At 45.5% G+C, this 25,814-nt stretch carries 14 protein-coding genes (1 of these 14 running past the window's edge); 4 read left to right on the forward strand and 10 right to left on the reverse strand.

The window, feature by feature from the left end; translation table 11 throughout:
* The 8 genes from ACQ5DJ_RS19460 to ACQ5DJ_RS19495 all read right to left on the reverse strand — a co-directional run.
* Positions 1-175, reverse strand: partial view of an SDR family NAD(P)-dependent oxidoreductase gene (locus ACQ5DJ_RS19460; RefSeq protein WP_429843906.1) — the 5' portion only. 4,862 nt of this gene lie to the left of the window's left edge; only the first 175 of its 5,037 coding nucleotides appear in the window; it begins with the start codon at positions 173-175; its stop codon lies off the left edge, out of view.
* Positions 172-7,041 (reverse strand): beta-ketoacyl synthase N-terminal-like domain-containing protein, encoded by a 6,870-nt coding sequence (locus ACQ5DJ_RS19465; protein WP_429843907.1) that lies wholly within the window; start codon positions 7,039-7,041, stop codon positions 172-174. Before ACQ5DJ_RS19465 ends, ACQ5DJ_RS19460 begins: the two co-directional genes overlap by 4 nt.
* Complete coding sequence (locus ACQ5DJ_RS19470) at positions 7,038-14,909, reverse strand: SDR family NAD(P)-dependent oxidoreductase (protein ID WP_429843908.1); 7,872 nt, start codon at positions 14,907-14,909, stop codon at positions 7,038-7,040. Before ACQ5DJ_RS19470 ends, ACQ5DJ_RS19465 begins: the two co-directional genes overlap by 4 nt.
* A 23-nt stretch (positions 14,910-14,932) precedes the next feature.
* Positions 14,933-15,262 carry an acyl carrier protein gene (locus ACQ5DJ_RS19475; RefSeq protein ID WP_429843909.1) on the reverse strand — a complete coding sequence of 110 codons (330 nt, stop codon included), beginning with the start codon at positions 15,260-15,262 and terminating at the stop codon, positions 14,933-14,935.
* A 20-nt stretch (positions 15,263-15,282) separates the two neighbouring features.
* Positions 15,283-16,098 (reverse strand): methyltransferase domain-containing protein, encoded by an 816-nt coding sequence (locus ACQ5DJ_RS19480; protein WP_429843910.1) that lies wholly within the window; start codon positions 16,096-16,098, stop codon positions 15,283-15,285.
* A gap of 8 nt (positions 16,099-16,106) precedes the next feature.
* Entirely contained in the window at positions 16,107-16,901 is a 795-nt protein-coding gene (locus tag ACQ5DJ_RS19485) for an alpha/beta hydrolase (RefSeq protein ID WP_429843911.1), read from the reverse strand.
* A gap of 38 nt (positions 16,902-16,939) precedes the next feature.
* Positions 16,940-20,182, reverse strand: a complete 3,243-nt coding sequence (fabD, locus tag ACQ5DJ_RS19490) for an ACP S-malonyltransferase (protein ID WP_429843912.1) — start codon at positions 20,180-20,182, stop codon at positions 16,940-16,942.
* Between the two features lie 82 nt (positions 20,183-20,264).
* On the reverse strand, positions 20,265-21,032 hold the full coding sequence (locus ACQ5DJ_RS19495; RefSeq protein WP_429843913.1) for a 4'-phosphopantetheinyl transferase family protein: 768 nt from the start codon (positions 21,030-21,032) through the stop codon (positions 20,265-20,267).
* Between the two features lie 379 nt (positions 21,033-21,411).
* On the opposite strand from ACQ5DJ_RS19495, the gene loaP reads away from it, so the two are divergent.
* From loaP to ACQ5DJ_RS19515, 4 genes are all read left to right on the forward strand, one after another.
* On the forward strand, positions 21,412-21,945 hold the full coding sequence (gene loaP, locus ACQ5DJ_RS19500; protein ID WP_429843914.1) for an antiterminator LoaP: 534 nt from the start codon (positions 21,412-21,414) through the stop codon (positions 21,943-21,945).
* Between the two features lie 198 nt (positions 21,946-22,143).
* Positions 22,144-22,974: a lipase family protein gene (locus tag ACQ5DJ_RS19505; RefSeq protein WP_429843915.1), complete on the forward strand. Its 831-nt coding sequence runs from the start codon at positions 22,144-22,146 to the stop codon at positions 22,972-22,974.
* Between the two features lie 38 nt (positions 22,975-23,012).
* Entirely contained in the window at positions 23,013-23,831 is an 819-nt protein-coding gene (locus ACQ5DJ_RS19510; protein WP_429843916.1) for a lipase family protein, read from the forward strand.
* A 162-nt stretch (positions 23,832-23,993) separates the two neighbouring features.
* Positions 23,994-24,404, forward strand: a complete 411-nt coding sequence (locus ACQ5DJ_RS19515; protein WP_429843917.1) for a hypothetical protein — start codon at positions 23,994-23,996, stop codon at positions 24,402-24,404.
* Positions 24,405-24,685: 281 nt separating this feature from the next.
* Here the strand turns inward: ACQ5DJ_RS19515 and ACQ5DJ_RS19520 are convergent, their stop codons facing one another.
* Entirely contained in the window at positions 24,686-24,820 is a 135-nt protein-coding gene (locus ACQ5DJ_RS19520; RefSeq protein WP_007716823.1) for a cyclic lactone autoinducer peptide, read from the reverse strand.
* Positions 24,810-25,346 (reverse strand): accessory gene regulator ArgB-like protein, encoded by a 537-nt coding sequence (locus ACQ5DJ_RS19525; RefSeq protein WP_429843918.1) that lies wholly within the window; start codon positions 25,344-25,346, stop codon positions 24,810-24,812. Before ACQ5DJ_RS19525 ends, ACQ5DJ_RS19520 begins: the two co-directional genes overlap by 11 nt.
* Positions 25,347-25,814: the final 468 nt, after the last annotated feature.

Consider the following 25,814-nt stretch of genomic DNA (forward strand, 5'->3'; position numbering starts at 1 on the left):
GTACTGCTCTTCCCTGGCTATGTACTACTAGATTCTCCTGAGCTTCCCTGGACTGACTGTAGATTTCAAAAGCGATTTCACCATTCTCTTCCGGGTATAGTCCTGTGTGTACCTGGATCGGTGCATCTTCCACGATAACCGGTTTCGCCCACACGATGTTTTTCAATTGAATCACTGACTGGTTATCCGATCGACACCTGCTGCCAAATCCACAGCCACTCGTGCCATCTCCAGATAAGCTACCCCAGGCAAGACCTTTTGTCCCTTCACGACATGATCGCTAAGGAAAAACTCCTGCCCTGTAAAAGTCGAGCTGTGCCGTTGTTCCGAAAGTGTCGACGTATTTTGATGCAGCATGGGATGCAGGGTAGTCAGCGCTCCTGCGGTGAAACTAGTTGCTTGTGAATCCATCTTTGGCAGCCAATAGCGCTCTCGTGCAAAAGGATAAGCAGGTAAGCTGATTCGGCGAGGCTTCGTATCCCCGTAGAGTTTGTTCCAGTCAAAAATCAGTCCTTGTACCCACATCTGCAAAATCTTTGCGTATTTCCCTTTTGCGATCCATGTATCGATTGCCTGTTGTAAATCTTCATCTGCGGCGAAAACATCCATCGTTTCTTTATTCCGCTTTACCTGACCCATGAACAGGTCTTGTCTATCATCCTCCTCTTCCAGATAACCCGTTAGCTTTGCTTCCAACTCGGAGATCGACTTGACGATCACAGCGAACCGTTCTTCCATCGCCTCACGTCCTACTTGGAGCGTGTAGGCAATGTCTGCCAGATCGTTGTCCGTCAGTACTTGCTCCTGAATAGCAGACAACAAACGCTGCACCTGCTCCCGCAGACGGTCTTTATTCTTCGCTGACAATACGATGACAGCTGGATTTTTTGCCGAGATGCTGAATGGTGGGCCGTGTTCCTCTTCGATGTATTCTTCCATGACGAGATGAGCATTTGCCCCTCCCGCCCCAAAGGAGGATATCCCCGCAATCCTTGCATATTCTCTCGTTACCCCATTGATTTCAATTACCGGTCGCTTCCATTCCGTCAGCTCTTGCTGCACGACAAATGGAGTCTCGCTGAAATCAATGTTCGGATTCAGTGTGCGGGAATGAAGGGACGGAACTAGCCTCTTGTATTTCATTTGCAGCAATATCTTGGTCAACCCTGCTATCCCTGCCGCACTCTCAGCATGCCCGATATTTGACTTGGACGAACCAATCGCGCAGAACTGATTCTCCTTGGTGAATTCCTGAAAGGTCTTTGTTAATCCGGCAATTTCAATCGGGTCCCCCAAGGAAGTCCCTGTACCGTGTGCCTCTATATAGCTGACTGTTCGCGGGTGAATTCCTGCTTCTTCAAAAGCCCGGCGAATCACTTTTGATTGAGAATGTGGATTGGGAACCGTGTAACCGTTTGTTTTTCCACCATGATTAATGGCGCTTCCTTTGATCACACCATAGATGTGGTCTCCATCAGCGATGGCTCTTGTCAGCGGTTTGAGCAATACCGCTCCGACACCTTCGCCAGGTACATATCCGTCGCCGCCCTCCCCAAAGCTTTCGCATCGTCCTTTGCTGGAAGCGAACTTGCCCTGCGACAAATACAGATATTTGTTTGGATGAATAGAAACATTCACACCACCTGCGATCGCAACCTCACATTCACCGCGTTGCAAGCTATGACACGCTAAATGAATTCCCGTCAACGAAGAAGAACACATCGTATCGACCGCCATGCTCGGACCGTGGAAATTGCAAAAATAGGAGACGCGGTTAGCAATGGAAGCTGGACTTCCCGCAATCGTAAGCGCTCTGCCCAACGCCTGTTCAGCGGACGCATAGAGCTGATATTCCTCGTACATAACTCCTACGTAAACCCCTACATTGCCTCCCAAACCATCGTGCTTGCCAAGAGCATCGCGCGTATACCCTGCATCCTCTATCGTTTCATAGACACACTGTAAAAATAACCGCTCCTGTGGGTCCATCAGCTCTGCTTCCCGTGGGGAAATATGGAAGAACAGCGGATCAAACTGATCGACTCCGTCTATGAAGCCGCCCCATTTGGAATACGACTTACCGGCCTTGTCCTTCGCTTCATCAAAGTACAGACTGTGATCCCAACGGTCTTTTGGGATTTCGGTAATACAATCCTTGCCGTCGCGCAGATTTTTCCAAAAGTCTTGTACATTCCAAGCTTGCGGATAGCGTCCAGAAATACCAATAATGGCAATGTCCAACGCTCCTTTTGCTCGTTGGGTTTCCATGCGCAGGGACGCGAATCGTTGAGACTTGCGTTTTTTGCTCCTGCGCTCTGTCTGTGCGATCCTCTCGTCCACAATCGTTGCTTCTGGCTCTTGCGTGAGGGAGACTTCCGCATTTTCCCCTATCCCCAGGATGCGCATCAGGATTTCACGGTAATTTTCAATGAAGTATCCCGTTAATTCTTTAATCGTTTGGTATTCAAAAAATAACGTTTTTGGCAACGAACCAAATCTCTTTTCCAACTCCTTGGTCATCTGTATAGCCACAATAGAATCGACACCGTATGTTTCCAGCGAGGCGTCTGCTTCCATTTTCGTTGCTGGCAATTTGATGACGGAGGAAAGCAGCTTTTTAAAATAATGGGTTGCCTGTTCCATTTGAGAGGAGGAACCCAAGGCCTTCTCCTCTTTGAGAGTAACGGAAGCTTTTGACGCTTCTACTCCTGATCCGGCAGATTCACCTGCGATCTTGCGCGTAGAAAAGCCCTTCATCCGCACACAGACATTGCCGTCCTCGTTACACATGTCGATATCAAATTTCTCCACTTTATCTCCAGCGCTACTGCCCTCACTATAACGAATGAGTGCCCACATGGAAGCGGAGCAAGCACCTACGATCTCCAATTCCTCAAGAGCAAAGGGAAGGATCAGCGCCAAGTCACTGGTTGCCATCATCAAGCCAAGCGACGCCTGTAGAGCTGCATCGAGCAGACTCGGATGCAGACCAAATTGTCCTTGGGTCTTCATCACGGAAGAAGGCAGAGACAGCTTCGCCAGCACCTGCCCCTGACCGATCAATATTTGCTCTATCCCACGATGGGCAAGCCCATAGTTGACTCCCATCTTTTTGAAAGTCTCATAGCATTGTTCCGCGCTGAGTGTGCTGAGGTTGCACTGTTCCCGCAAGGCGGTGAGATCGATAGGTAGAATATCTGGAATCGAACACAACACGGCACTTCCCTGACTGTGTACAATCTCCGCTCTTTGATCCTGGTCTTGTATGCTATCGCTGAAAATTTCAAAAACAATCTCACCATTCGCCTCAGGATACAATTCGATATGTGCCTGAACGGGCTCTGACCCAACAGCCAAAGGTTGAGTCCAGACCACATTTCTGAAACGAAGCCCTTCCTGTTCTTGCTCCGAACTCAAACCTCCCGTCGCCAGCTGTATCGCTGCCCGTGCCATCTCCAGATAAGCCGCACTTGGCAAGACACGTTGTCCCTTGATAACATGGTCACTCAGGAAAAACTCCTGTCCCGTAAACGTAGAGCTAAACCGCTGTTCCATGAAATCGGATGTATTTTGATGCAAGAAAGGGTGAATCGAGCCCACCCCTGCGCTACTACTAACAGACTTGGCTTCGATCCAATAAGATTCCTTGGCAAAAGGATACGTCGGCAAACTGATACGACTGGGTTGCTCTTCCTGATAAAGCTGATTCCAATTAATAGGTAAGCCCTTCACCCACAGGTCGAGAAGCTTGCTGTATTTACCGCGTTCCATCCATCTCGCAATCGTTTCTTCCCATTCATCATCGGACGTCAAAATATCCAGCATTTCCTGATTTCGGTTTACCTGACCACGATACAAATCATCAATATGCTCTTGCCCTTCTACATAAGCTGTTAGTTTTTGTTGCAGCTCCTTCACAGAGCCAGCAAGGACAGCAAGACGCTCTTCCATCGCTACACGTCCTACCTGAAGCGTGTACGCCATGTCGGCTAAGTTCGCATCAGATAAGGAGTGTTCTTGGATAAAAGCTAACAACTGCTGTGCATTCTCATACAGCCTCTCTGCATTCTTTGCTGACAAAACAAGAATGGCCGGGCTCTGCGGTGTGATTTTTATACTCGATTGCTGTTGCTCTTCCGGAATATATTCTTCAATAATCACATGGGCATTGCTTCCCCCCGCACCAAACGAGGAAATCCCTGCAATTCGTGGATATTCATTGATTGTGCCATTGATCTCAACGATCGGTCGTTTCCATTCCGCCAACTCTTGCTGAACCACAAACGGAGTCTTAGTAAAATCAATATTGGGATTGAGCGTGCTGGAATGTAAGGATGGCGCTAATTGTGCGTGCTTCAGCTGCAATAATATTTTCGTTACGCCTGCAATCCCTGCCGCACTTTCGCAATGTCCAATATTTGACTTTGCTGATCCCAATGCACAGAACTGCTTGTCCCGGGTGTCTTTTTCAAAGGCGCGAGTAAGTCCAGCAACCTCGATCGGGTCTCCCAGTTCCGTCCCTGTTCCGTGTGCTTCCAGATAACTAACCGTTCTTGCATGTACGTTGGCACGTTGTAAGGCATCTGCCACTAATTGCGCCTGTGCCTGCGGATTCGGAACGGTATAGCCATTCGTTTTCCCACCGGCGTTCATCATACTTCCTTTGATGACTCCGTAAATATGGTCACCGTCGGCTATCGCCTTATCCAAAGGCTTCAAGACGATAGCTCCCACACCCTCTCCATCCACAAAGCCATCCGCTTGATCGCCGAAGGACTTGCATTGATCCGTAGGAGAGAGCATCGTCAAAGCTGACAATTTCATATAGTGGACGGGATCGACAATGAGATTGACTCCCCCTGCGATTGCACACTCGCTTGTACCGCTATACAAGCTTTCCAAGGCGAAATGAATCGCTGTGAGAGAAGCAGAGCAAGCGGTATCTACTGCCACACTCGGACCTTGAAAGTTTAATAGATAAGAGAGTCGATTCGCGATCGACCAATAAGTGGATCCCGTCGGGTAATTGCCGTTCATCACGCCGACAAAAACGCCTACTTTTCTACTTTCACACAGAGTGGTAGGCGTATATCCAGCGTCCTCGATACTCGCATAGGCTTCTTGTAAAAATAACCGTTCCTGCGGGTCCATCTCCTCGGCTTCTTTTGGAGAGATTTGAAAAAATAAGGGATCAAATTTATCCATATCATCGATAAATCCGCCCCATTTTGAATACATAGATTCCTTTTTGCCTTTTTCTTCGTCAAAATAGTTCTTCCAATCCCAGCGATCCTCAGGGATTTCCGAAATGCAGTTTTTCCCCTCTTTTAAACGATTCCAGAATTCATCCACATTTTTCGCCTGCGGATAACGCCCGGAAAGACCGATGATCGCCACATCCCGCACCACAGATGAAGGCGAAATGGTTTCCTTGCTTTCTTGCTCTCGAACGGATAAAAAGCGTCTCGCTTTTCTCACAGGAAGATCGGTGTATTCCGTTGAAGCAGCGACGGTCATTTCCTCATTCTCTATCTCGCTCTGATATGTTTCGTCAACTGCTTCTTGTGCTTCTAATCCTATTACCTTGATTAACACTTCCTTTTGCGTCTCTATGAGATACTCTACCAAGGCATCAATCGTTTGATACTCGAAAAATATCGTACTGCTCATATTCGCAAAATCTTTGCGAAGAGAATTGGTCAACTGCACAACCAGAATCGAATCAATCCCATATTGCTCTAATGGGGCTGATGATTGAATCTGTTGCGTCGGTATTCTAAGTGTTTCGCCAATTAGCCTTTTGATATAAGCCGTACTTTTTTCGCGAAGCAATTCCTCAGTGACTCTGCCTGATTTTTTCACTGGTGATGTGCGTACAGGCACTTGTTTTTTGAGTGGCTTCTCCTTCATCTTTGCAGTTTGCTTTTTTACAGTCGGATAGGCAACTGCAACTGCCGACTGCTTCGGTTGGCTGTTGCGACGAATAACCCCATCGCTTTCTGCAACAATAATCTGTTGGCATAATTCCAACTGCTCTTCTGCTGGCAAGAAAACCGATCGGTATCCTACCTTCTTCAACATCTTTTGCCATGTTTCAACCGTTAACAAAGGGCATCCAGGAATACGCCATTCTGGATCATCATAGCGCCACCAACCATCCAGCAGCCCAAACGTCAAGTGAGCAAACAAGGTGTTGCTCGTTAACTCATTCAGAATCAGCAAGCCATTTTTCTGTAAAGCTGTTTTCGCATGGAGCAAGGTTTGGCTAATATTTTTTGTCGCATGCAATACGTTTGTGGCAATCACCAGATCATAAGTGTCCGTAGGAATTCCCTGATCCTCAACAGGCTTTTCCACGTTAAAAATCCGATATGTGAGATATGGGTTTTCTGCTCCGTACTCTTTTTCGGCATGTAGTAAAAAGGCTTGCGAAACATCGGTATAACAATATTCCTCGATTTGCTTCTGAAATGGTTTCAGCCTTGGCAGTACGATCGCACTGGTTCCACCTGTACCCGCCCCGATTTCCAAAATTCGAATCCGTGCAGAAGCATCTTGCTCCGTACGCTGCTTCACATAAGTGACAATCGTATTGGCGAGCACTTCGTTAAAGTAGTCCGCAACCTCGTTGTGTTTATAAATCCCTTCCACCAACTCCATCGAGGAATTAGGGAACATGATCTCTGTAGCTGGAATCTTTCCTAGTAAAATCTCTGGCAGTACACGCATGGTTGCCTCTACCAGAATCGCCTGAGCTTTACTATTCGGGTCGTTGAGCCATGCTGTTTTTTCTTCCTCCCATTTTTCCCATGCTGTATCGAGATTGATAGGCGTGGTATCGTTTGCGATGATTGACTCTCCATCGTACACAAGATAATGGTTTTGCACGAGAACGGCTATGCTTTCTTCCAGCCATTTGCCATACCTATCATGCAATTTGGCTTTGAGTTCTGCTATTGTCTGTTTTTTTACAGTGAACATCCCGATTGACTGTAATTGACCATAGAGTAGTTCACTGAGAAGCTTATCCATTGTATTCATTTATAAGCCTCCATTTCAGATTGTCTGCGCTGAGACGAAAACTCTAGTTTGGGCATATCCTTCTTGACACTTTCGATGTGGGATTCCAGTTTTTCTGGATAGATGTGGATCGATTTATCCGGATTTATCGTAAGCATGGCCTGTGATTTCGTTGTTTTCACCAACGCGACTTGATTCATCGGTCCAGCAAGCAGGTTTTCCAAGGCCATCATCGCTTCGCTAGGTTCAATGGAGCCTAACCCTGCCTGTGCCATCCTCTCCTGATAATCCTTGGTGGCAACAATGCCTACGTTCGCCCAGTATCCCCAATTCATCACCTTCACTGCACTGAGGCTATGCAATGAAAGCTGGTGCGCGAATATATCTTTAAACGTACAACCTGACGCATAATTGCTTTGCCCAGGCGACTTGGTAAATGAGTTGATCGATGAGAAGAACATGACAAAATCCAACGGCTCCCGATCAAATACTTGCGCAATCCGCACGCTTACATCTACCTTTGCCGAAAGTCCGGCACGGAAGCGCTCTTCGTCCATATTCGCGAGGCTTTTATCTAGCAGGACAATCGCGGAATGAATGACTCCGTTCACTTGTTTGTATCGCTTTTTGATCTCTTCATAGGCAAAATACAAGGACTTGCGATTCGTCGCATCCGCCGCAATATAGACAGGTGCAGGTCCGAGCTTGGCAAGTCGATCCACTTTGGCTTGGATTTCTGCATTCTTTTCTCGGCGCCCAATCCAGATGATTTGCGCTTGATACGTGCTGATCATGTATTCGCTCCAGACTTCGCCAATACCGCCAGCACCTCCAATCACAACATAGACTCCCCCCTGCCTGTAGGAAGCCTGTTCCCATTGCGGTTGGCGTAATGGAATTAATTCCTGACGATACCAATTCCCTCCGCGATAAACCGTTGCATTCCCCTCAGCATCTGGCAAAAGGGTGAAAACCTCTTCCATTGGCCAAGCACGATCAGCTTCCAGATCAACAAGGCGGATACGCCAGTTTGTGTATTCTTTTGCCATCGATCCGACTAATCCGAAAAGACTGGCATGGATAGGGTTGACCACATCGTTTTGATGAATCGGTTGGGTCTGGAAGGTTACGAGACTCCATCCTAGCTCCCTTGTATCGTAGCCTAGCTTGAGCAGGGCTTTTAACAAGCGAAACATATGAAATACACCGCGCTCCTGCTCGATGATGAGTGCCTCTTCTGCTAGGTATTCCAAATCAATCCACGGCGCAATCCAGATGATATGATCAATCGAACCAATCTGCTCCAGCTTCACCGCTATTTCATCCATACTTTCTGCGGGCGTAATCTCCATAACAGCTGCCCGAGGATAGCGTTGTTGAACAAGGCTTCGGTTCTCGTCATCTGCACAAACAATCAGAATCTGATCGCTTGCAAGTGGCGTTTCCGAACCACGGTCCATCGCAACCTCTTCCCATACAGGACTGAGCAGCATCGTTCCAATCAGCGATTCGTTAGAGGCCTCAACTGGTGCTTTCGTAGCTGTCCGATCTGTTTGGATGTCCCTTTCCAGTACCCGAGATGTGAATCCCTTCATTCGTACACAAATCGTTCCTGTGTCGTCACATAGATCGATATCGTATTTTTCTACCTTATCCCCCGCTTGGCTCCCGTCGCTGTAGCGCACGTATGCCCACATCTCAGAAGTGCACGGGCTGATAATTTCAATCTCCTCCAGAGCAAAAGGCATCACTGGCTTTCGCTTTGCCATACGATCCGCCGACATTACGCGGCGGGAAGAGAGCGTCAATTCCACAGAGGCCTGCAATGCTGAATCCATCAAGCTAGGATGCAAGACAAACTGATCCTTTGAGCCGGTGACCGACAACGGTAAAATCAGCTTTGCCAAGACTTGTCCAGGCCCGACATATACCTTGTCGATTCCTTTATGTCCGAATCCATAATCAATCTGAATCGCTCTGAAGAACTCATAGAATTCCTCGGATGAAATCACATGCTCGTTGCACTGCTCTTGCAAAACGGGCAAATCAAGCATTTGCAATTCCGAAAGCGGACTAAGCACAGCATTTCCTTGACTGTGTACCACGATCTCAGCATCATTGCCATCTGCCTCGCTATAGATTTGGTAGGAGACCTCACCATCTTCTTCGAGAACGAGACCCGTATGTACCTGAACAGGCTGATCGTCTACAACGATCGGACGAGCCCATACGACATTTTGTAGTTTCATCACCGTATCCCCGTGGACTCTCTCTCCTACAGCGTGCTCCATCGCGGTTCTTGCCATCTCAAGATAGGCAACTCCCGGTAACACCCGCTGCCCTTTGACTACGTGATCCGCCAAGAAAAACTCTTCTCCCGTAAAGGTGGAGCTAAACCGTTGCTCGGAGAAAGTGGAAGTGTTCTGATGGAGCATGGGATGGATCACGGACGCTGTGTTGTTTTTTACTGCAACCCTTGCATTTGCTATTGTTTCACTCTCAAGTACCCAATGACGTTCCTTGGCAAAAGGATACGTGGGAAGTGAAATACGAGAATACAGATCGTTTGCAAACAGCTTGTCATATTCCAATCCATATCCCTGCACAAACAATTCCGCGATCACAGACAACTGTTCCAAATATTCGCCCACCTGACTCGTCACATGCAAATTCTCGATGCTTTGATTTCCGTAACGTTTCAATGCGGTTTGTTCGCGATGGTCTTTTTCATTTAACTCGGAAACAAAAGCCTGAGATGCCTTTCCTGTTTCCAGCCACTTTTTCAAAAGCTGGACAAGCTCGGCTGTATGCTGAACGATGCAAGAGAATCGGTGATGGAAATGCTTTCTGCCTACTAACAACGTATAGCTGATATTTCCACAATCCGTCTCCGGTGCTTTTTCACAAAACGAAAGCAATTGGGCAACCTGCTGGCGTAGCTGTTCAAAAGTGCGCGCCGACAACACCATCAAATAGCCCGGCTTTTTCGCATGATTCCGCTCTACCTGAGGCGCCTCTTCGATTACCATATGCGCATTTGTACCACTGGCTCCAAAGGAACTGATCGCCGCACAACGTTTGGCTTGCGGCTCCACTGACCATTCCTTCAGGCTTGTATTGACATAAAACGGGCTGTCTGCAAACTTAATGTTGGCGTTCCCTTCTTCAAAATGCAGGGATGGCGCTATTTGTTTGTGTTTCAATGACAAAAGGATTTTGATGACACCTGCAACGCCTGCTGCGATTTGGGTATGACCAATATTCGTCTTGATCGATCCAATCGCACAATATTCTTTTTTATCCGTATATGCCCGAAAAGCGCGAGTGAGCGCTTGATACTCAATCGGATCTCCCAGCTTGGTTCCTGTTCCATGAGCCTCGACCATCGTAATTTGCTCAGGATGGATGTCGAATGTATTGTAAACATTGCGTTCCAAACGCTCCTGAGATTTCGCACTCGGTGCAGTAATCCCATTCGTCGTCCCATCCTGATTGATTCCCGAGCCACGAATGACACCGTAAATATGGTCACCGCAAGCGACCGCTTCCGAGAGACGTTTCAGTACAACGACACCAGCGCCTTCCCCCGTCGCAAAGCCATCTGCACGCTCATCAAACGTATGGCAGCGCCCTGTCGGTGACAGCATACCTGCTCGCTTGGCAGACAAATAAAATCCCGGCGTAGATTGAATGAAGACACCACCTGCCAATGCCATGTCAACCTCACCTGTACGCAAAGCTTGGCACGCCATATGAATCGCCACCAAGGAACTGGAGCACGCAGTATCAATCGTGACGGCAGGTCCCTGCAAGTCCAAATGATAAGCAACCCGAGCAGGCACAATGGACTCCATATTGCCCCAAAAGGCTTGGGCAGGAGGATTCTCTCCCACGAGACGATCGTAATCACCTTTGGCACATCCTGCGTAGACGCCGCATTGGATTCCTTGCACGCCTTGACCTGCATAGCCAGCATCCTCCAACGCCTTCCAAGACTCCTCCAAAAAGAAGCGTTGCTGCGGGTCCATATAGTCAGCTTCCAGACCAGAGATGTTGAAAAAAAGCGGATCAAACAAGTCAATATTTTCTACAAGCCCGCCGTATTGATAGCCTTCTGCCTCGTCTAATCCGTACGCTGATAAATCCCAACGAGTCACTTTCGCAAGTAAATCCGAACCGTTCACCAAGTGATCCCATAAGTCATCAGCGTTGCCAGATGAAGCAAACGTACCGCTCATTCCAATAATCGCAATGGGTTCAGTGAGGAACGAAGCTTTTTCTGACACGCTCCCTTTTTCCTCTAAAGGCATACGAGCTGCTTGAATGAATGGCTCGGGCTGAATAGCAGAGACGGAGTCATCCCTCTGCTCGGATAGATTGACTTTCTGCCCCAGCGCATGAGCAATGACCTCTTTGTACTCAGACAAAATATAGCTGGCAAGTTGATTGACTGTACTGTAATCAAAAAGAATCGTCGTCTCTATTTCAATCATCAAGGCTTGATTGATCTCTTGAACCAATCGAACGCCAAGGATGGAATCCAATCCATAATCTCTGAAAGCGTCATCCACATCGATCGAATCGACATCGACTTCCAATGCGGTGACCAGCTCTTCCATAATCATATCCTTCACATAATCCATCACCGTCTGCTCGGTCACCACAGACTGGCTTGGAATGCTTTGGGATGCTGGCTGCGAAGAGACTTTCCCTTCTGCTTTTTCCTGATGGACAGTCTCTCGCGCGATAGGTGAAACAGTCGTACCGATGCGAATATCAGGGTGAAGGACGCCATCACTTTTTCCAAGGACAATCTGTTGTCCCAGATCATGAGCTTTCCGCGCTGGAAAAGAGATCGCGTGAAATCCTTCCTTTTCCAGTACTGTTTGCCAGCATGTCGGAGTTAAGGCAGGAGAGCCAGGAATACGTACATCCGTATCCTCAGACAGCCACCAACCCTCCAAAAGACCAAAAGTCAGATGAAGGAACAAGGAATTACTACTAATCTCATTCAAAAGAACCAAACCGTTTTCTCGTAAAACAGCTTTGGTATGGCGCAGGGTTTTACGAATATCTTTGGTGGCATGCAACACATTAGCCGCAATCACCAGATCGTAATAGCCCTCTCGAACACCTTGCTCAGCAAAAGGCGCTTCCACATTAAAAATTTGATAGGTCAGATACGGAACGTGCGGTCCATATTCCTTTTGCGCGAACATCAAAAATGCTTTGGAGATGTCGGTATAGCAATATTCTTCAATAACCTGCTGATAAGGCTTCAGCTTTTCAAAGACAAACGTGCTCGTTCCGCCTGTCCCCGCACCAATCTCTATGATGCGAATTTTTGCAGAAGGATCTTTTTTCAAGCGTTCTTCCACATAGGTCGCAACTGTCTCCGCTAGCACTTCATTGTAGTGATCTGCCACCGGGTTATTTTTATAAATATGTTGTACCAATTCCATAGAAGAGCCTGGAAACATGACATCCGTAGCAAGTCGCTTGCCTGTTACAATGTGCGGCAGAGATTTCATCGTTGCTTCCAGCAATCTGATCCGCACTTCCAGATTGGCATCTTCTCGCCATGCCACCTTACGTCGATCCCATTCTTCCCATACAGCTTCTACCTCGATCAAAGTCGGATCAACCACCATGCATTGCTCTCCATCAAAGCCATCGAGGTAGCCATGACGTGTTAACATCGCTATACTTTCTTCCACCCATTTTTCATAACGGTGATGGATGCCTGTTTTTGCCTTGAGGTCGGCGACATTCACACTCTTGTTCGTAAACCAACCGATGGATTGCATTTGCCCCCATAACAGTTTGCAGAGAAGCTCGTCCATCTCCTTCCACAATTCAGGGTGGGTATTGGGCAAGCGATCTTGTCTCGCGGTTTTGGGCAGCCAATAGCGTTCCCCTCTAAATGGATAGGCTGGCAGAGGCACCCGGGTGTATTTTCCGTTTTTATAAAAGGAACTCCAATCCAGCTTGTATCCTTTTACGAATAAATCGGCAAGCGTGGTGAACGAGCTGTTCTCTGCTACTTCTGCCATTACTTTTTCTCCGAATTCTTTCAAGCTCTTTTCTAGCCGCACAGAATCCGTTTCATCATGGACAAAATAGTCAGCAGTTGTTCCCGTTTCTTTTACTTCCGCGATTTTTTGCCGCAATTCATCTACGTCCTTGGCAATAAACACGCAACGGTGCGAAAAATGACTTCTTCCGGTGAACAAGGTAAAGGAAATATCTTGTTCGTGAAAGCGTCCCGCTTCTCTTGCTAACCATTGGGACATTTCATCCATTTTTTGCGTGAGAGCTGACTCGCTCTTGGCTGAAAATGGGAACAAGTAATAAGCTCCTGCTTGCTGATTGCTTGAGTGAGGGTGTACCGTCGGTGCTTCTTCCAGAATCAGATGACAATTGGTTCCGTTCGATCCTAAAGCGCTCACTCCTGCTCTTCGCGGAGTCGCTTCACTGGTATTCCATTCGATGAGCTCAGTATTGATGAAAAAGGGACTTCCGCTCAATTTGATATGCTTATTGACTTCCTTGACGCTGATCGTCGGAGCGATCTTCTTATATTTCATCGCCATGACCACTTTAAACAGACTTGCCAGTCCCGATGCCATCGTGGTATGACCGATGTTCGGCTTATGTGAGCCAATCGCGCAAAATTGTTCTTTATCGGTAAACGTACGAAATGCTTCCATCAATGCCTTCACTTCAATAGGGTCACCCAGTTGCGTTCCTGTCCCATGCGTTTCGATATAACTGATCGTCTCCGGGTCAACCCCTGCATTTTCATAGGCATCCACAATCAATTCTTTTTGGGCAAGCATGCTCGGTGCGGTAATACCGTTTGACTTTCCAGTCTGATTTACAGTCGAGCCTTTGATGATCGCATAAATATGATCGCCATCTTCCATTGCTTTCGCAACTGGCTTCAGTACAACCGCTCCCACTCCTTCTCCAAACACCATTCCATTCGCATGATCGTCAAAGGTGTTGCATGTCCCATCGGGTGAGATCACGCCCATTTTGGAGGACATCACAAAAAATTCAGGGGAGCTGTGAATCGCCACTCCGCCTGCAAGAGCCATTTCGGTTTCTCCTCTGCGAAGACTGTCGCAGGCTAAATGAATGGCTACCAAGGCAGAGGAACACGCTGTATCAACAGCAAGACTCGGTCCCTTGAGATTTAAAAAATAGGAGAGTCTTGCCCCTAACATCGACATTTCATTGCCTAGCATCGTTTGGGAAGAGACACCTTCGGCCAACACGGATTTCTCTTTGTAGTCTGAAGAACGTCCCCCGACAAACACGCCTACTTTTCTCCCGGATAACTGTTCCACCGAGTATCCGCTATCTTCAAAGGCTTTATAGGATTCTTGCAGGAACAACCGTTGTTGAGGGTCCATACTTTTTGCTTCGTCAGGCGAAATATTGAAAAAGGCTGCATCAAATTGATCAATGTCCTTGAGAAGCCCGCCGTAATATTGATCTGCTTCCCAACCACTGCGCGATATTTCCTCGATACAACTGTCGCCAGACGCAAGATGCTCCCAGAACTCTTCCACTGAATCCGAGCCAGCAAATCTGCCTGCAATTCCGATGATCGCGATATCCGAGTGGCGAATTTCATTTGCTAAAACAGTAGGCAAGAATTCGCTGTCCTCTGCTGCCACCTCTGTTGCAAATTGCAGAGAGATATACTCAGCCAGCTCACCCACCTCTGTATAATCAAAAATAACTTCTACGCCAAGATGAATCCCCAAGTCGGCATTGATTGCTTCTATTAATTCGACCGCTAGCACAGAATGAATGCCCAATTCTATGAAACTTTTATCGAAATTCAGGGTTTCCACAGGAGTATCTAACAGTTGAGCCATGATTTTACCTATCTTGCTCGCAATCATGGATGAACCGTTATCGGCCTGGGTACAATCTGTTGTTGGAGCGATTTCTTGTAGCGTTTCATTCGCACTTGCTGGCTGATATTTTCGAAAATGTGCGTGGCTAGTTGTTTCGTATTCTCATGATCAAAAACGACCTCAATCCCTAAGTCAATACCTAGCTTCCTATTAATCATCTCTACCATTTCTACAGACAATACCGAGCTGATACCTAATTCCACAAAGCTTTTATCGAAATCCAAGGGATTCGTCGTATCTTTTAATAAGTCGGTCATTACTTCTTTCACTATGGTTTCCATATCATGAAATGAATGAAAAAGTACCTTCATACTCGACTCCCCCCTTTCTTCTACACCGATTTCTCACCAACAGCCATGTATAGCTGTCTGAGAATAGAATGACCTTCCGTATTCAGCATGTTTCGCCATGCCACAGATAGCTTGCCCAACGCCTTGCTGGATAAATAACCGTCACGCACCAACTGCACAGGAATGCCTACACCTTCCGACTTGAGAAACATTTCGTACCCGAGGAGCTCACTGTGAGCGCAAATGACTTCGAAATCTATTTTTCCAAGTCCGCCTTGCTTGAGGACCGTCGGCAGTTCACGACCGATTTTCGGGTTGCCGCCTTCCGCATAGCGTGCCGCACAGTAGGCATCATAAAGCTCTCGCAATTCGGGTACATGTGGGGTGGTCATGATGTGCATCTCGAAGTCATTGTCGATAAATACCGCTTTGCCACCTGGCTTTAACAACCTCGCTACTTCACGAACCGCACCGACTGGGTCGGGTAAATGTTCCAATACGAGTCGAGTAATGGCAAAATCATAGGAATCACTAGGTAAGCCAGTTTCCATAATCGATCCCGCGACTATCTCAAATCGATCAGATTGCTTTTGTGTCAAATAGTTTCTTGAATAATCAACGAGAAGCGGATCAAGCTCCAATCCCGTCACTCTGCAATTAGAAAACTCCTGCATGACCTTTTCCAATACGAAACCTGGCCCAGAGCCTAGCTCTATGACCGACATCCCATCTGTCAGACCAAACTCGATATAATGCTTCAGCTCTTTATCCCAAAACAACTCCACCTGTGATTTCAAACGTTCTATTTCTACCTCAACATTCGTGGCAATGTTTGCGATTTGATAAGAACCTTCCATGTTATTCCCTACCTCCGCCATTCAGATATAGATTCGTTTAAAAAATCCAAAATGTGGCCAGCAACGTCTTCCCATTCAGGATCAAGCATCATATCATGACTGATATTTTGGAACAGAACGGGTTCGATTCCGTATGTTTTGCCAATTCGGCGCGTTGTTTTCTCAGAAATCATCCGATCCTGCTTGGAGCCGAGAACCAGTATCGGAGTTTTCGCACTGACTGTTTTTGGAACAATTTTTCCATTCATCTCGGTTCTTGCTTTCAGTGATTCAGGCTGCAAGAGCTTCACCCACTCGTCCTTTTTTTCAATCGGCAGCTCCTTGGAAAAAAAGACATTGGCGAGCAATGAGGCATCTCTTTTTTCGTTATATGTAAATAATCGCATAGCTTCTTTAAAATTCTTGAACATCAACCGGAATAAGTCACCCATTCCGCCATGCGGAGGAATCGAGGCAACCAGAACGGTACCTGAGATGATATCTGGATGCTGGTGCAAGATCTTCTGCACAATTCCACCACCCATGGAGTGTCCGACCAGCACTGGCTTGCTTTTTAGACGCCCGATCACTTCAAGAACATCATCCGTGTAATCCTGTAGTGTGTAGGTATGTAGATTTTCATAGCCGTCACTTTCACCGTGTCCACGAAGACTCAGCGCATAGGAAGAAAAGCCTTTGTCAGCAAAAAAAGGAAGGAAGTTTTTTTCCCAACACCATGCTCCGTGACATGCTCCATGCACAAAAAGAAGAGACGCTTCGCTAGAAACGCCTTCAGGATGGTATTCTACTAGTTCCAAGTTCATTTTCGCCGTTCCTTTCTTATTTGAGAGTCATTGCTTCTTTACTTGCTTGAACCTGTTAAGGCGTGAATACGCTGATTCAAAAGGTTAGCTGTCTCTTTAATCATCATTTCACCGATTTGATCAACATGACGGTCTCTCCAGTTTTCAACAGCCGTTCCCTTCACCCATTGATTAAAAGAACCTAACGCTGGACCGCAGTAAATCTGATAATCCACTTTATAGCTTTCGGCTCCATCCAAAGCCCAGTCAAAACAGCGGTTAAAATACCATTTGAAAAGTAACGCCATCTTGTACTTAGGTGTTCGTTCCGCTCTTTTCAGTTCCTGAGGTGGGCAAGTCGTTTTCATCTGTTCATACACCTCTTCAAAGCTACGTTTAAAATACTTTTCCTGGAGCTGCTTCTTGGTTTTCTCATCGATTTCATCAAGCGAGTTGTATTGACGATAGAGGTCGTGCAATTTGTTCGCTCTCGCTGGAAAGAATAATCCTTTTTTCAACACTTGAATTTTGGCTCCCATTTCAAACATTTCACCGGCAGGAGCATACTCTGTGTCTTGAACATTGGCCAACTGCAACGAATCCTTCACCGACTCGCTGGTTGCCGCTTCCACTGTGCACTGGTTAATCGAGCCTGTAACAATATAATCTGCCCCAAGCATGAAAGCGACCGCTGCAGCCTCAGGAGTTCCAATCCCTCCCGCAGCCCCGATTCTGATCGGCCTCCGGTATCCATACTTGTGCATCATGTTATCTCGTAGCCTGATCATCGCTGGCATCAAAGCAGAAGCTACACCGTGATCGGTATTTCCGCCCGAATCGGCCTCTACCGTTAACTCGTCCGCCATCGGAACTTCTCGTAACAGACTCGCTTCTTCCGTCGTAAGCTTATGTTCTTGCACCAATTTTTCTATGAGGTACTCAGGTGCGGGACTTAAAAAGGCTTCCGCTACCTCAGGCTGTGATACCTTGGCAAAAATTTTGTTTGCCGCCTCCACTTGCCCGTTCATCCCCCGCTTTAATCCCTTGGCCCGATAGATGATCAACGCAGGGGTAATCGCCATAAACGCAGATGCTTCAATCACCCTCACTTGATTGGCAAGATACAGCTCGACGATTTTTTCTTCCATGGACGTGTCGCTTGGATGATGGAACAAATTCATACCATACGGCTCGCCATGCTGTAGTTCACGTTGAATCTGTTGGATGGCACGCTCGATTCTATCCAGCTGTAAGCCACCGCTTCCGAAAAAGCCCATCATCCCGGCTTTCCCCATTTTAATGACCAGCTTTTCTGATGAGATTCCCTTGTACATCGCTCCTGCCAGGTAGGGATATTTCAGATTGTAGTCCTGTTTAAATTGCTGATTTCCCAGCGAAAAAGCGGTAATCCCTTTTGGTTGCTCCATGTTTTCTTTCTCTGCTTCCTCTTCTATGATCAGCGGTTCTGCTTCATTTCGGATCGTAGTAACTAATTTGGTCAACACAGTACCAGGGCCAACCTCTTCTATTTCGTTTTCTCCCAAGGCTAGGAGATATCGAATGGTGTCATTCCATTTCACTGGGTGTGTAATTTGTTCCACCAAATTTCGTTTTACATCGCTCTGTTTATAGGGTCTTGCGTGAACATTAGAAATCACTGGAATGGTCATACTGGAATACGCAAACTGATTCAAATAGTCCTCAAAGCTCTGCTTCGCATCACTCATGTAACGGGAATGGAATGCTCCGCTCACCTTTAGCGGTATGTATACTTTTACGCCCGCTTCCTGAAAAACAGGGTTAGCACGCTCTATATCTTCTTTCCGACCTGCAATCACAAATTGGGAGGGAGAATTGTGATTGGCAATATCGATGCTGGTCAATTTATTCTCATGTAATACGCGTTCTACTTGCTCCAGAGTAAACCCGATCACAGCCGCCATGCCTCCACCGACTGCTAGACTCATCAACTCGCCTCTTTTTTTCACCAAATGCAGCCCTGTCTCAAAGTCAAACACCCCTGATGCAAAAAGTGCGTTGTACTCACCCAAGCTGTGCCCCGCCACATAATCTGGTTTTTTCCCGGTTTCCTGTACCCTTTTAAGATAGCTAAGCGCATTTACCACGTACAAAGCAGGCTGGGTAAACTGGGTTTTACTTAACTCTTTGTCTGGATCATGCAGACAAAGCTCTTTGATGGAATAACCTAATATCTGATCAGCTTTGGCCGTTATTTCTGGAAACTCATCAAACAGAGAGCCCCCCATTCCTTTTATTTGGGAGCCCTGCCCTGGGAAAACATATGTGGTCATTTTTCTGTCTTCCTTTCTGTTTGTATGCAAACTTTTAGTTGAGAACAGTTGCTTGATGCGCTCTACATTTTCGCCATCCTTTTTAAAAGGAGTGATAATCGAGTAGCATTCTGATTGTGAATCTTGCCTCAGATTTCGCTTTGTAAAATTACTCAAATTTCCTGCTGGTCCCAAATCCAAATAGATGTAGCTTTGCTGTTTCTCCAGCTCTTGAACAGCTTTTGGAAGCTGCATTGGTTTTCTTACCACTTGCCAAAAGTAGTCAGCTGGCAGTTCCTTCATGATTTCACCGTGAACACACGAAACAAAGGGAATCTGGGGAATTCCAAACGATTTATGTTTCAATACCTCCCGATAATGTGGTTCAGCTGGATCGATGTAAGCTGAGTGAAAAGCATACGATACGGGTAGTCGTTGACAAATAATCCCCTTGCCTTTGATATAATCCTCCATTCGTTGTAGCTGATGACTGCTCCCGGCAATGACAAAATGCGAATGAAAATTCACCGCTACCAATTCACTATTTCGATGCAAGAGCGGGTCTTCATCATACAAATCGGGATTGTGGAGAATCGCAAGCATACTCCCTTTCTGACAATACGTTTCGTAAAGGGTGGCTTGTTCAACCACAAGTTGTAGCAATTCTTCCACAGGCATGATCCCAGACACAGCAGCCGCCGCAAACTCCCCCAAACTGCTCCCCAGACAATAGTCAGGCTTAATTCCGCTTTCCATGAGATCCTGGGCCAGAGCGTATTCCACCATAAAAATGGCGGGATGCGTAAAAAGGGTGCGATCGAATATATTGTCTCGACGCTTCGTGTCATCATATAATTGGGCAAGGATAGACTCCCCGATCAGGGAATGTACCTTTTCATCTAACCTAAGCATCCATTTGCGAAATACTGGATTCTGATCAAAAAGGTCTCTCCCCATCTGATAGTACTGAGACCCCTGTCCAGAAAACATAAACACAACAGGCTTTTCCATGTATGATGCACCCCTTGTTTTTAAAAAGGTTTTTATAAAGAAAACTCCCCACAGCCTGGTCAATTGACCGCCTGTGGGGAATTCATAAGCGATTTGTCATGGATTGTTCTATCTCCTGAAGTACATCCTTTATGATAGCAACACTCCACTCTGTCTTTTTCGGGTAGGTGATCGAACACACATAGTCACCAAGGATAAAGGATGCTGTACGGTATTGAGGGAAGTTTTCAAAAAGACTATAAACAACCCCATCCCTTGCCTCCACTTGGCTTATTTCATAGATATGAAAAGAAGTGGTTAAGCCTGTTTTTAGAATTTTGGATAACGCTTCCTTGACTGTCCAGAAAAGAGTGAGAGTCGCTTCATAGGAATAAGGCAAGCATGACAACAAGCTGTTCTCTTTCAAAGTCATTTGCGTCTCCAGCACTTTATTTCTATCACCGCTAATTCTCTCTATATCAATCCCCATCGGTAGTTCTTCCGAAAAAGCAATGGCGGCTGCAAGGTCGTCACAATGGGTGATACTCACCTGGACATTGGTTGTATTCGGTAAGCTCACGACAGGGTGATGAAAAATGCCCTGTTCAATACATATTCGCTCTAAGCTTTCTTCTCCAACCAAAAACGAAACGGCTCTTTTGGCGACATATCTCCCTGTCAGGTAGCTTTTTACTCTCCGCTCAAACTCTAGATGAAAATAGTACTCGAATTCTGTTGGGTGCAGAAATTTTACTATTTTTAAAAAATCAGCTGGAACAGAAAAATGGCCCATGCACAAACTGGCACGAAACTCTCTATCCATACCTTTTATAACGAATTCTTTCGTAAAGATCTGTGGAAATACATGCAATTCAATCTCCGCCTTCTCTCGTTCTACTACTATGCCAAAGGGCAGAGCTTCCCCGGTTCGTGGGTAAATAATTATACACACTACCGTTTCTCCGTATGACCTCCCTACGTTCCTTTAACGTGCCGAAACATCGGTTAAATTCCCCAAGGGATTTTACTTTCGATAAGAAACTTCCAAAGATCGTTATCCATTTTTATCCAACAATACCATAATACTACATTTATTGCATAATAAGAAAGTATTGGATATATTTAGTATACTACCACAATTTTCAAAAAGATATCTACTACATCATTCCTATTTTTGGGGGCTACAAAACTCATAGAAACAGCGATCAAGATACTTACGAATACACTTCAAAATGAAAGGATGACTCACCTTGAAATGGTATGCCATCTTTGTAGAATCAGGTAAAGAAGAAGTCGTTCAAAAGTACCTCAAACTCAATTTTAATGAGCAGTCTTTAATGTCCTTTGTACCGAAGAGATTGGTTCCTGAGAAAAAGTCAGGCATTGTGTATAAAGTCGTGAAGAATATTTTTCCTGGATATGTACTTATTAAGACTGAAATGACTAACGATATGTTCCATAAAATCAAAAAAATTCCTGGGAGTTTACGTTTGGTCAATAACGGTAGTTACTATTCGCAGGATGAGGGCGCTTATTATTCGAGCATTGACGAAAAAGAAATCACCCCGATACTCCAACTCATGGGAAACGGTGAGGTTGTCGATTATTCAAAAGTCTATCTGGAGAATTCAAAAGTAATCGTAGAGTCTGGTCCCCTAAAAGGACTGGAAGGCATTATCAAAAAAGTGGATAGGCACAAAAATAGGGCGAAAATATTTTTAACCTTCATGGGAGTAGAGAAAACAATTGATGTGGGGATTGAAATCCTTTCAAAACCTTTGTAAATGGAGAACGTTGCGTACGCCTCCCCTTTATTTTTGCTTCATACAAGCACGCATTCCATCGTAAAAACATAGGCTCATGGTAAGCGTCATTCGAGTAGGGTTCCCCTGCTTTCATTTGGGAGAGACAGACAAGAATTCCGATGTAAGACCTTTCAAAAATGTTAAATCTTATTCTTGTTTGGAAAGGAATTTGTATGCATGGTTTTTTCGGACGAAAACAACATGTTTACTAGTCAAGCTGCCATTTTCCTTGCAGCCATGAGCTATCAGACCTATCCATTATATTTTGAAGGGAAGCTTACCTTACCCAAAGGTTTTCAACTGCGATACACAATACAGGCTTTCGCAAATGTAGAGAATCCAACAGAACATGTATATGGTTTTGTGGCAGAATCAAAAGATGAAATCATCATTGCCTTTAGAGGGTACGCAGCATATCCGGCAGACCTTTTGGCAGCCTATGACATCCTACAAGTCCCCTATCCTTTTGTTACAGATGCAGGGAAAACCTCACGTGGATTTACATGCCTATATCAATCAACACGGGATCGGTTCATTAGAAAAATCAATCAGTTTCCTTCATCAAAAAAGCTATTTATAACTGGCCACAACTACGGCGGCGCGCTAGCTGTACTGGCAGCTTTAGATATTGCGGTAAACACGAAGTTTAGGCAACCAATCGTTTATACCTATGGCAACCCACGTATTGGTGACCCCCACTTCGCTTCACGCTTCAATAAAGTCGTTGCAAATAGTCTACGCATTGTAAATGTCCACGACTCTTTTCCTACATTCCCCGATCAAAAGTATCCGCCTCCTTTTACCCAGGAAGGTATCTATTATCAACATGTAAAAAACAAGTTTTCGATCTCGTTTCAACTGAATAATACGCCTCGCAACGATAGTATCGCCTGCTATTTTCATAGCCTCACTCAGCTTGACCCTGATTATGCCCAAACGCTCTGCGTGGAAAACCCGGGGTTTTGTCCCGCTATCGATACGTGTATTCCGTTTCAAGGCAAATGCTAGCTATTACAGCTTTGAAACTCAGAAAGGGAGACACATCAATGATCGATCGTATTTATAAATGCAAAGATGCGATTTTACTTGCGGCCATGGTCCATCAGGCCTATCAGCTTTTTGAAACAGATTCACTTGTCTTGCCAAAAGGATATCGTCAGCGCTCGACTATTCGAGCACTGGCTGGTGTTGAGACTCCGGAGCCAGAGGTATTTGGTTTTGTAGCCGAGTCATCCGACAGTATCGTTGTTGCTTTTCGGGGAACACGCACGTTTAACGATAATGAGTCTGATCAAGATTTGTATCAAGTCCCTTATCGATTTGTCAGAAAGGCAGGAAAAACCCATCGTGGGTTTACTTGTATTTATCAATCAGCGAGAGATGACTTGATTCGGGAGTTGAGCAAGCTCCCAAGATCGAAAAGACTATTTGTCGCGGGGCACAGTTTAGGAGGAGGGTTGGCCGCCCTTGCTGGTTTGGATATTGCGGTGAATACGAAGTTTGCCCATCCTTTTGTGTATACGTATGGGAGTCCTCGTGTCGGAGATCCTGTCTTTGCTTCACGGTTTAATGAAACTGTAAAGAACAGTGTTCGGATCGTGAATGTTCATGATATTATTCCGACTTTGCCGTCCAAGGTGTATCCGCCTCCGTTTACGAAGAAAGGATTGTACTACCAGCATGTGGATCGGAAGTATTTATTGAATTTCCAGTTGAATAGTTTAGCTGTAAGGAATCATGAAATTGTTTGTTATTTTAAGTTTCTGGCACAGGAGGAACCTGGGTTTACGGAGAGGTTGTGCGGGGAGAATGCGGGCTTTTGTCCGGATACGGGGATGTGTGTGCCGTTTTTAGGGGGATGTTGATTCAATTGAATCACTCTCTTTTTTTATGCCCTCTTTTTCACGGCGTGAGAGGTAATCTACAAAAAAACTTATTGATAACTGTTATCAGCAGGATTATAATGGATGTAATTTCCAAATATTTACTTTTACTCTAGGATGATTAAAAAGGGAGGCATTACGATTATGAAAAAAGCCATTTTAGCAGGTGCATTAGGAATTGCAGTACTTACGGGTGCAAATTTGCCAGGATTGGAAGTCTCAAAAGCTAGCGCAGCAACAACGGCATTAGACATTCAAGAGGTTACGAAATACTATTCTCTGAGTTCATACGAAGTGACGCAAAAAGAATCTTTTCCGCTTAAAAAGGGAGAAGAACTTACGATATTTGTAAACAATTCAGGATTCCCGATCTCTTATACAGTCTTTGATGCGGATAATCAAGTGATTGGTACATACCATGCGAATTCACCTTACGGACGAGTATTCCAAGCACAAAAAGACGGCAATATTTCTGTACAATTTCAAGCCGGAGCGAATTCTTCCTATATGAAAAAAATGAATTTCACAGCTAAATTCGCTCTTTCCAAGTTTTAATCAGCGTTATGCGTATGTAAAACAGTAAGGGGCTGTCTCAAAAGTGGATTTCTCGCCAGAGAGACAGCCCGCTTGGATTCATTAACAATTCGAAAATCAACGTTGTTGACGCCAATGAACTAGGCGAAAAAAAGAACCCCTCTTGTCTACCAAGGGGTTGAGGTTATTAGTCACGATCTGAAAAGAAGCAGTCGATAAGTACAATACAATCATACGAGGAACCAGTTTTCCCCGTTCGAAGTTAAGTCGAGTGAGATATGGTCTGTGTCGTTCATTGCTCCTTATTTCTTTAATTCCTCTGGAATCTCAGGTTTCCCCACGAAACCAAAGGATGCTGTAGTTACCGCCAATACCGCAACAAATGAAGCAATTGCAGAAACATGTTTCGCTACGAACATCATCGCTTTATTTTTCATCTTTTCCACCTCCTTTCAGTGGAATTAGCGTCAGTGATTGCACAAAGAAGGTCTTAACCAGTGTCTCGCTGTCTATGAAAAATAATGAACTGACGATGAGAATTGAGATGGTCTTGAGGAGCAACGTCTGATTCTGTTTGAATAGTCGTGATTGCAATTCCATTTCTTGAGGTGCAAAAAGTGCTACTAGGACTAATGTGATGATAATAATCGGGGTGACAAAATCATTAGGTAGGGGAATTAGAGGGATTAATACAGCTCCCACTATACTTGTCATGGTGCAGTAGACAGACGATGAATAGTGAAATCCTCCTGAAAATTGGCGTAGTACTAAAAATCCAGCCAATGTGATTACTGTTCCTTGAAATGTCCCTATCATGAGTGAAATGGTAAGGCTACTCGTAATGATGAGAAGCATGTTGATGATAAGGATTAACCCAAATTTCATTGTAGGCACTGACTTCGTTTCATGTGGATTGATCGACTTTAGTTGGATTGCTATTCTTTCAGCAAGAGTTTCAATCATATTCCCCATCCCTTTTTATAGCCAGCCATGCCAGTATCGTGATTCCGATGGCCATCCCAAAGAAAATCCAGACTATGGAAGAAATTCCATATGTACTTGCTAATTTAAACAAGACCGTTATCAACACACCTGTTACAATGATCAGCGACAAAATAACCATGTTAATTCTATGGTAAATAAAGAAAGGCGCTCCGTCTCTGACAAATGTAAATTGTAGTCTACATTTCCGAAGTCCATAGCATAAGGCAAAGGTAAGTAATGCGGAGATTGTCTGGAATATGAACCCCGTGTTGATGGTTCGATCCCGTAACGATTCAATTGTCTCTAGTGCTCCTATGATGGTCAGGAAGAACACCTCCACCATCTGAATTCCCAAGTAGATTCCTGATGTTATCATAGTCATTAAGGCAGCATGTCCCCAATTCACGTTCCATACCAGGATTAATGCCCCAAAGATTATGACGACTT

Origin of the sequence: Brevibacillus sp. FIR094 (assembly GCF_050477165.1) — a bacterium.
Taxonomy (GTDB): Bacteria; Bacillota; Bacilli; order Brevibacillales; family Brevibacillaceae; genus Brevibacillus.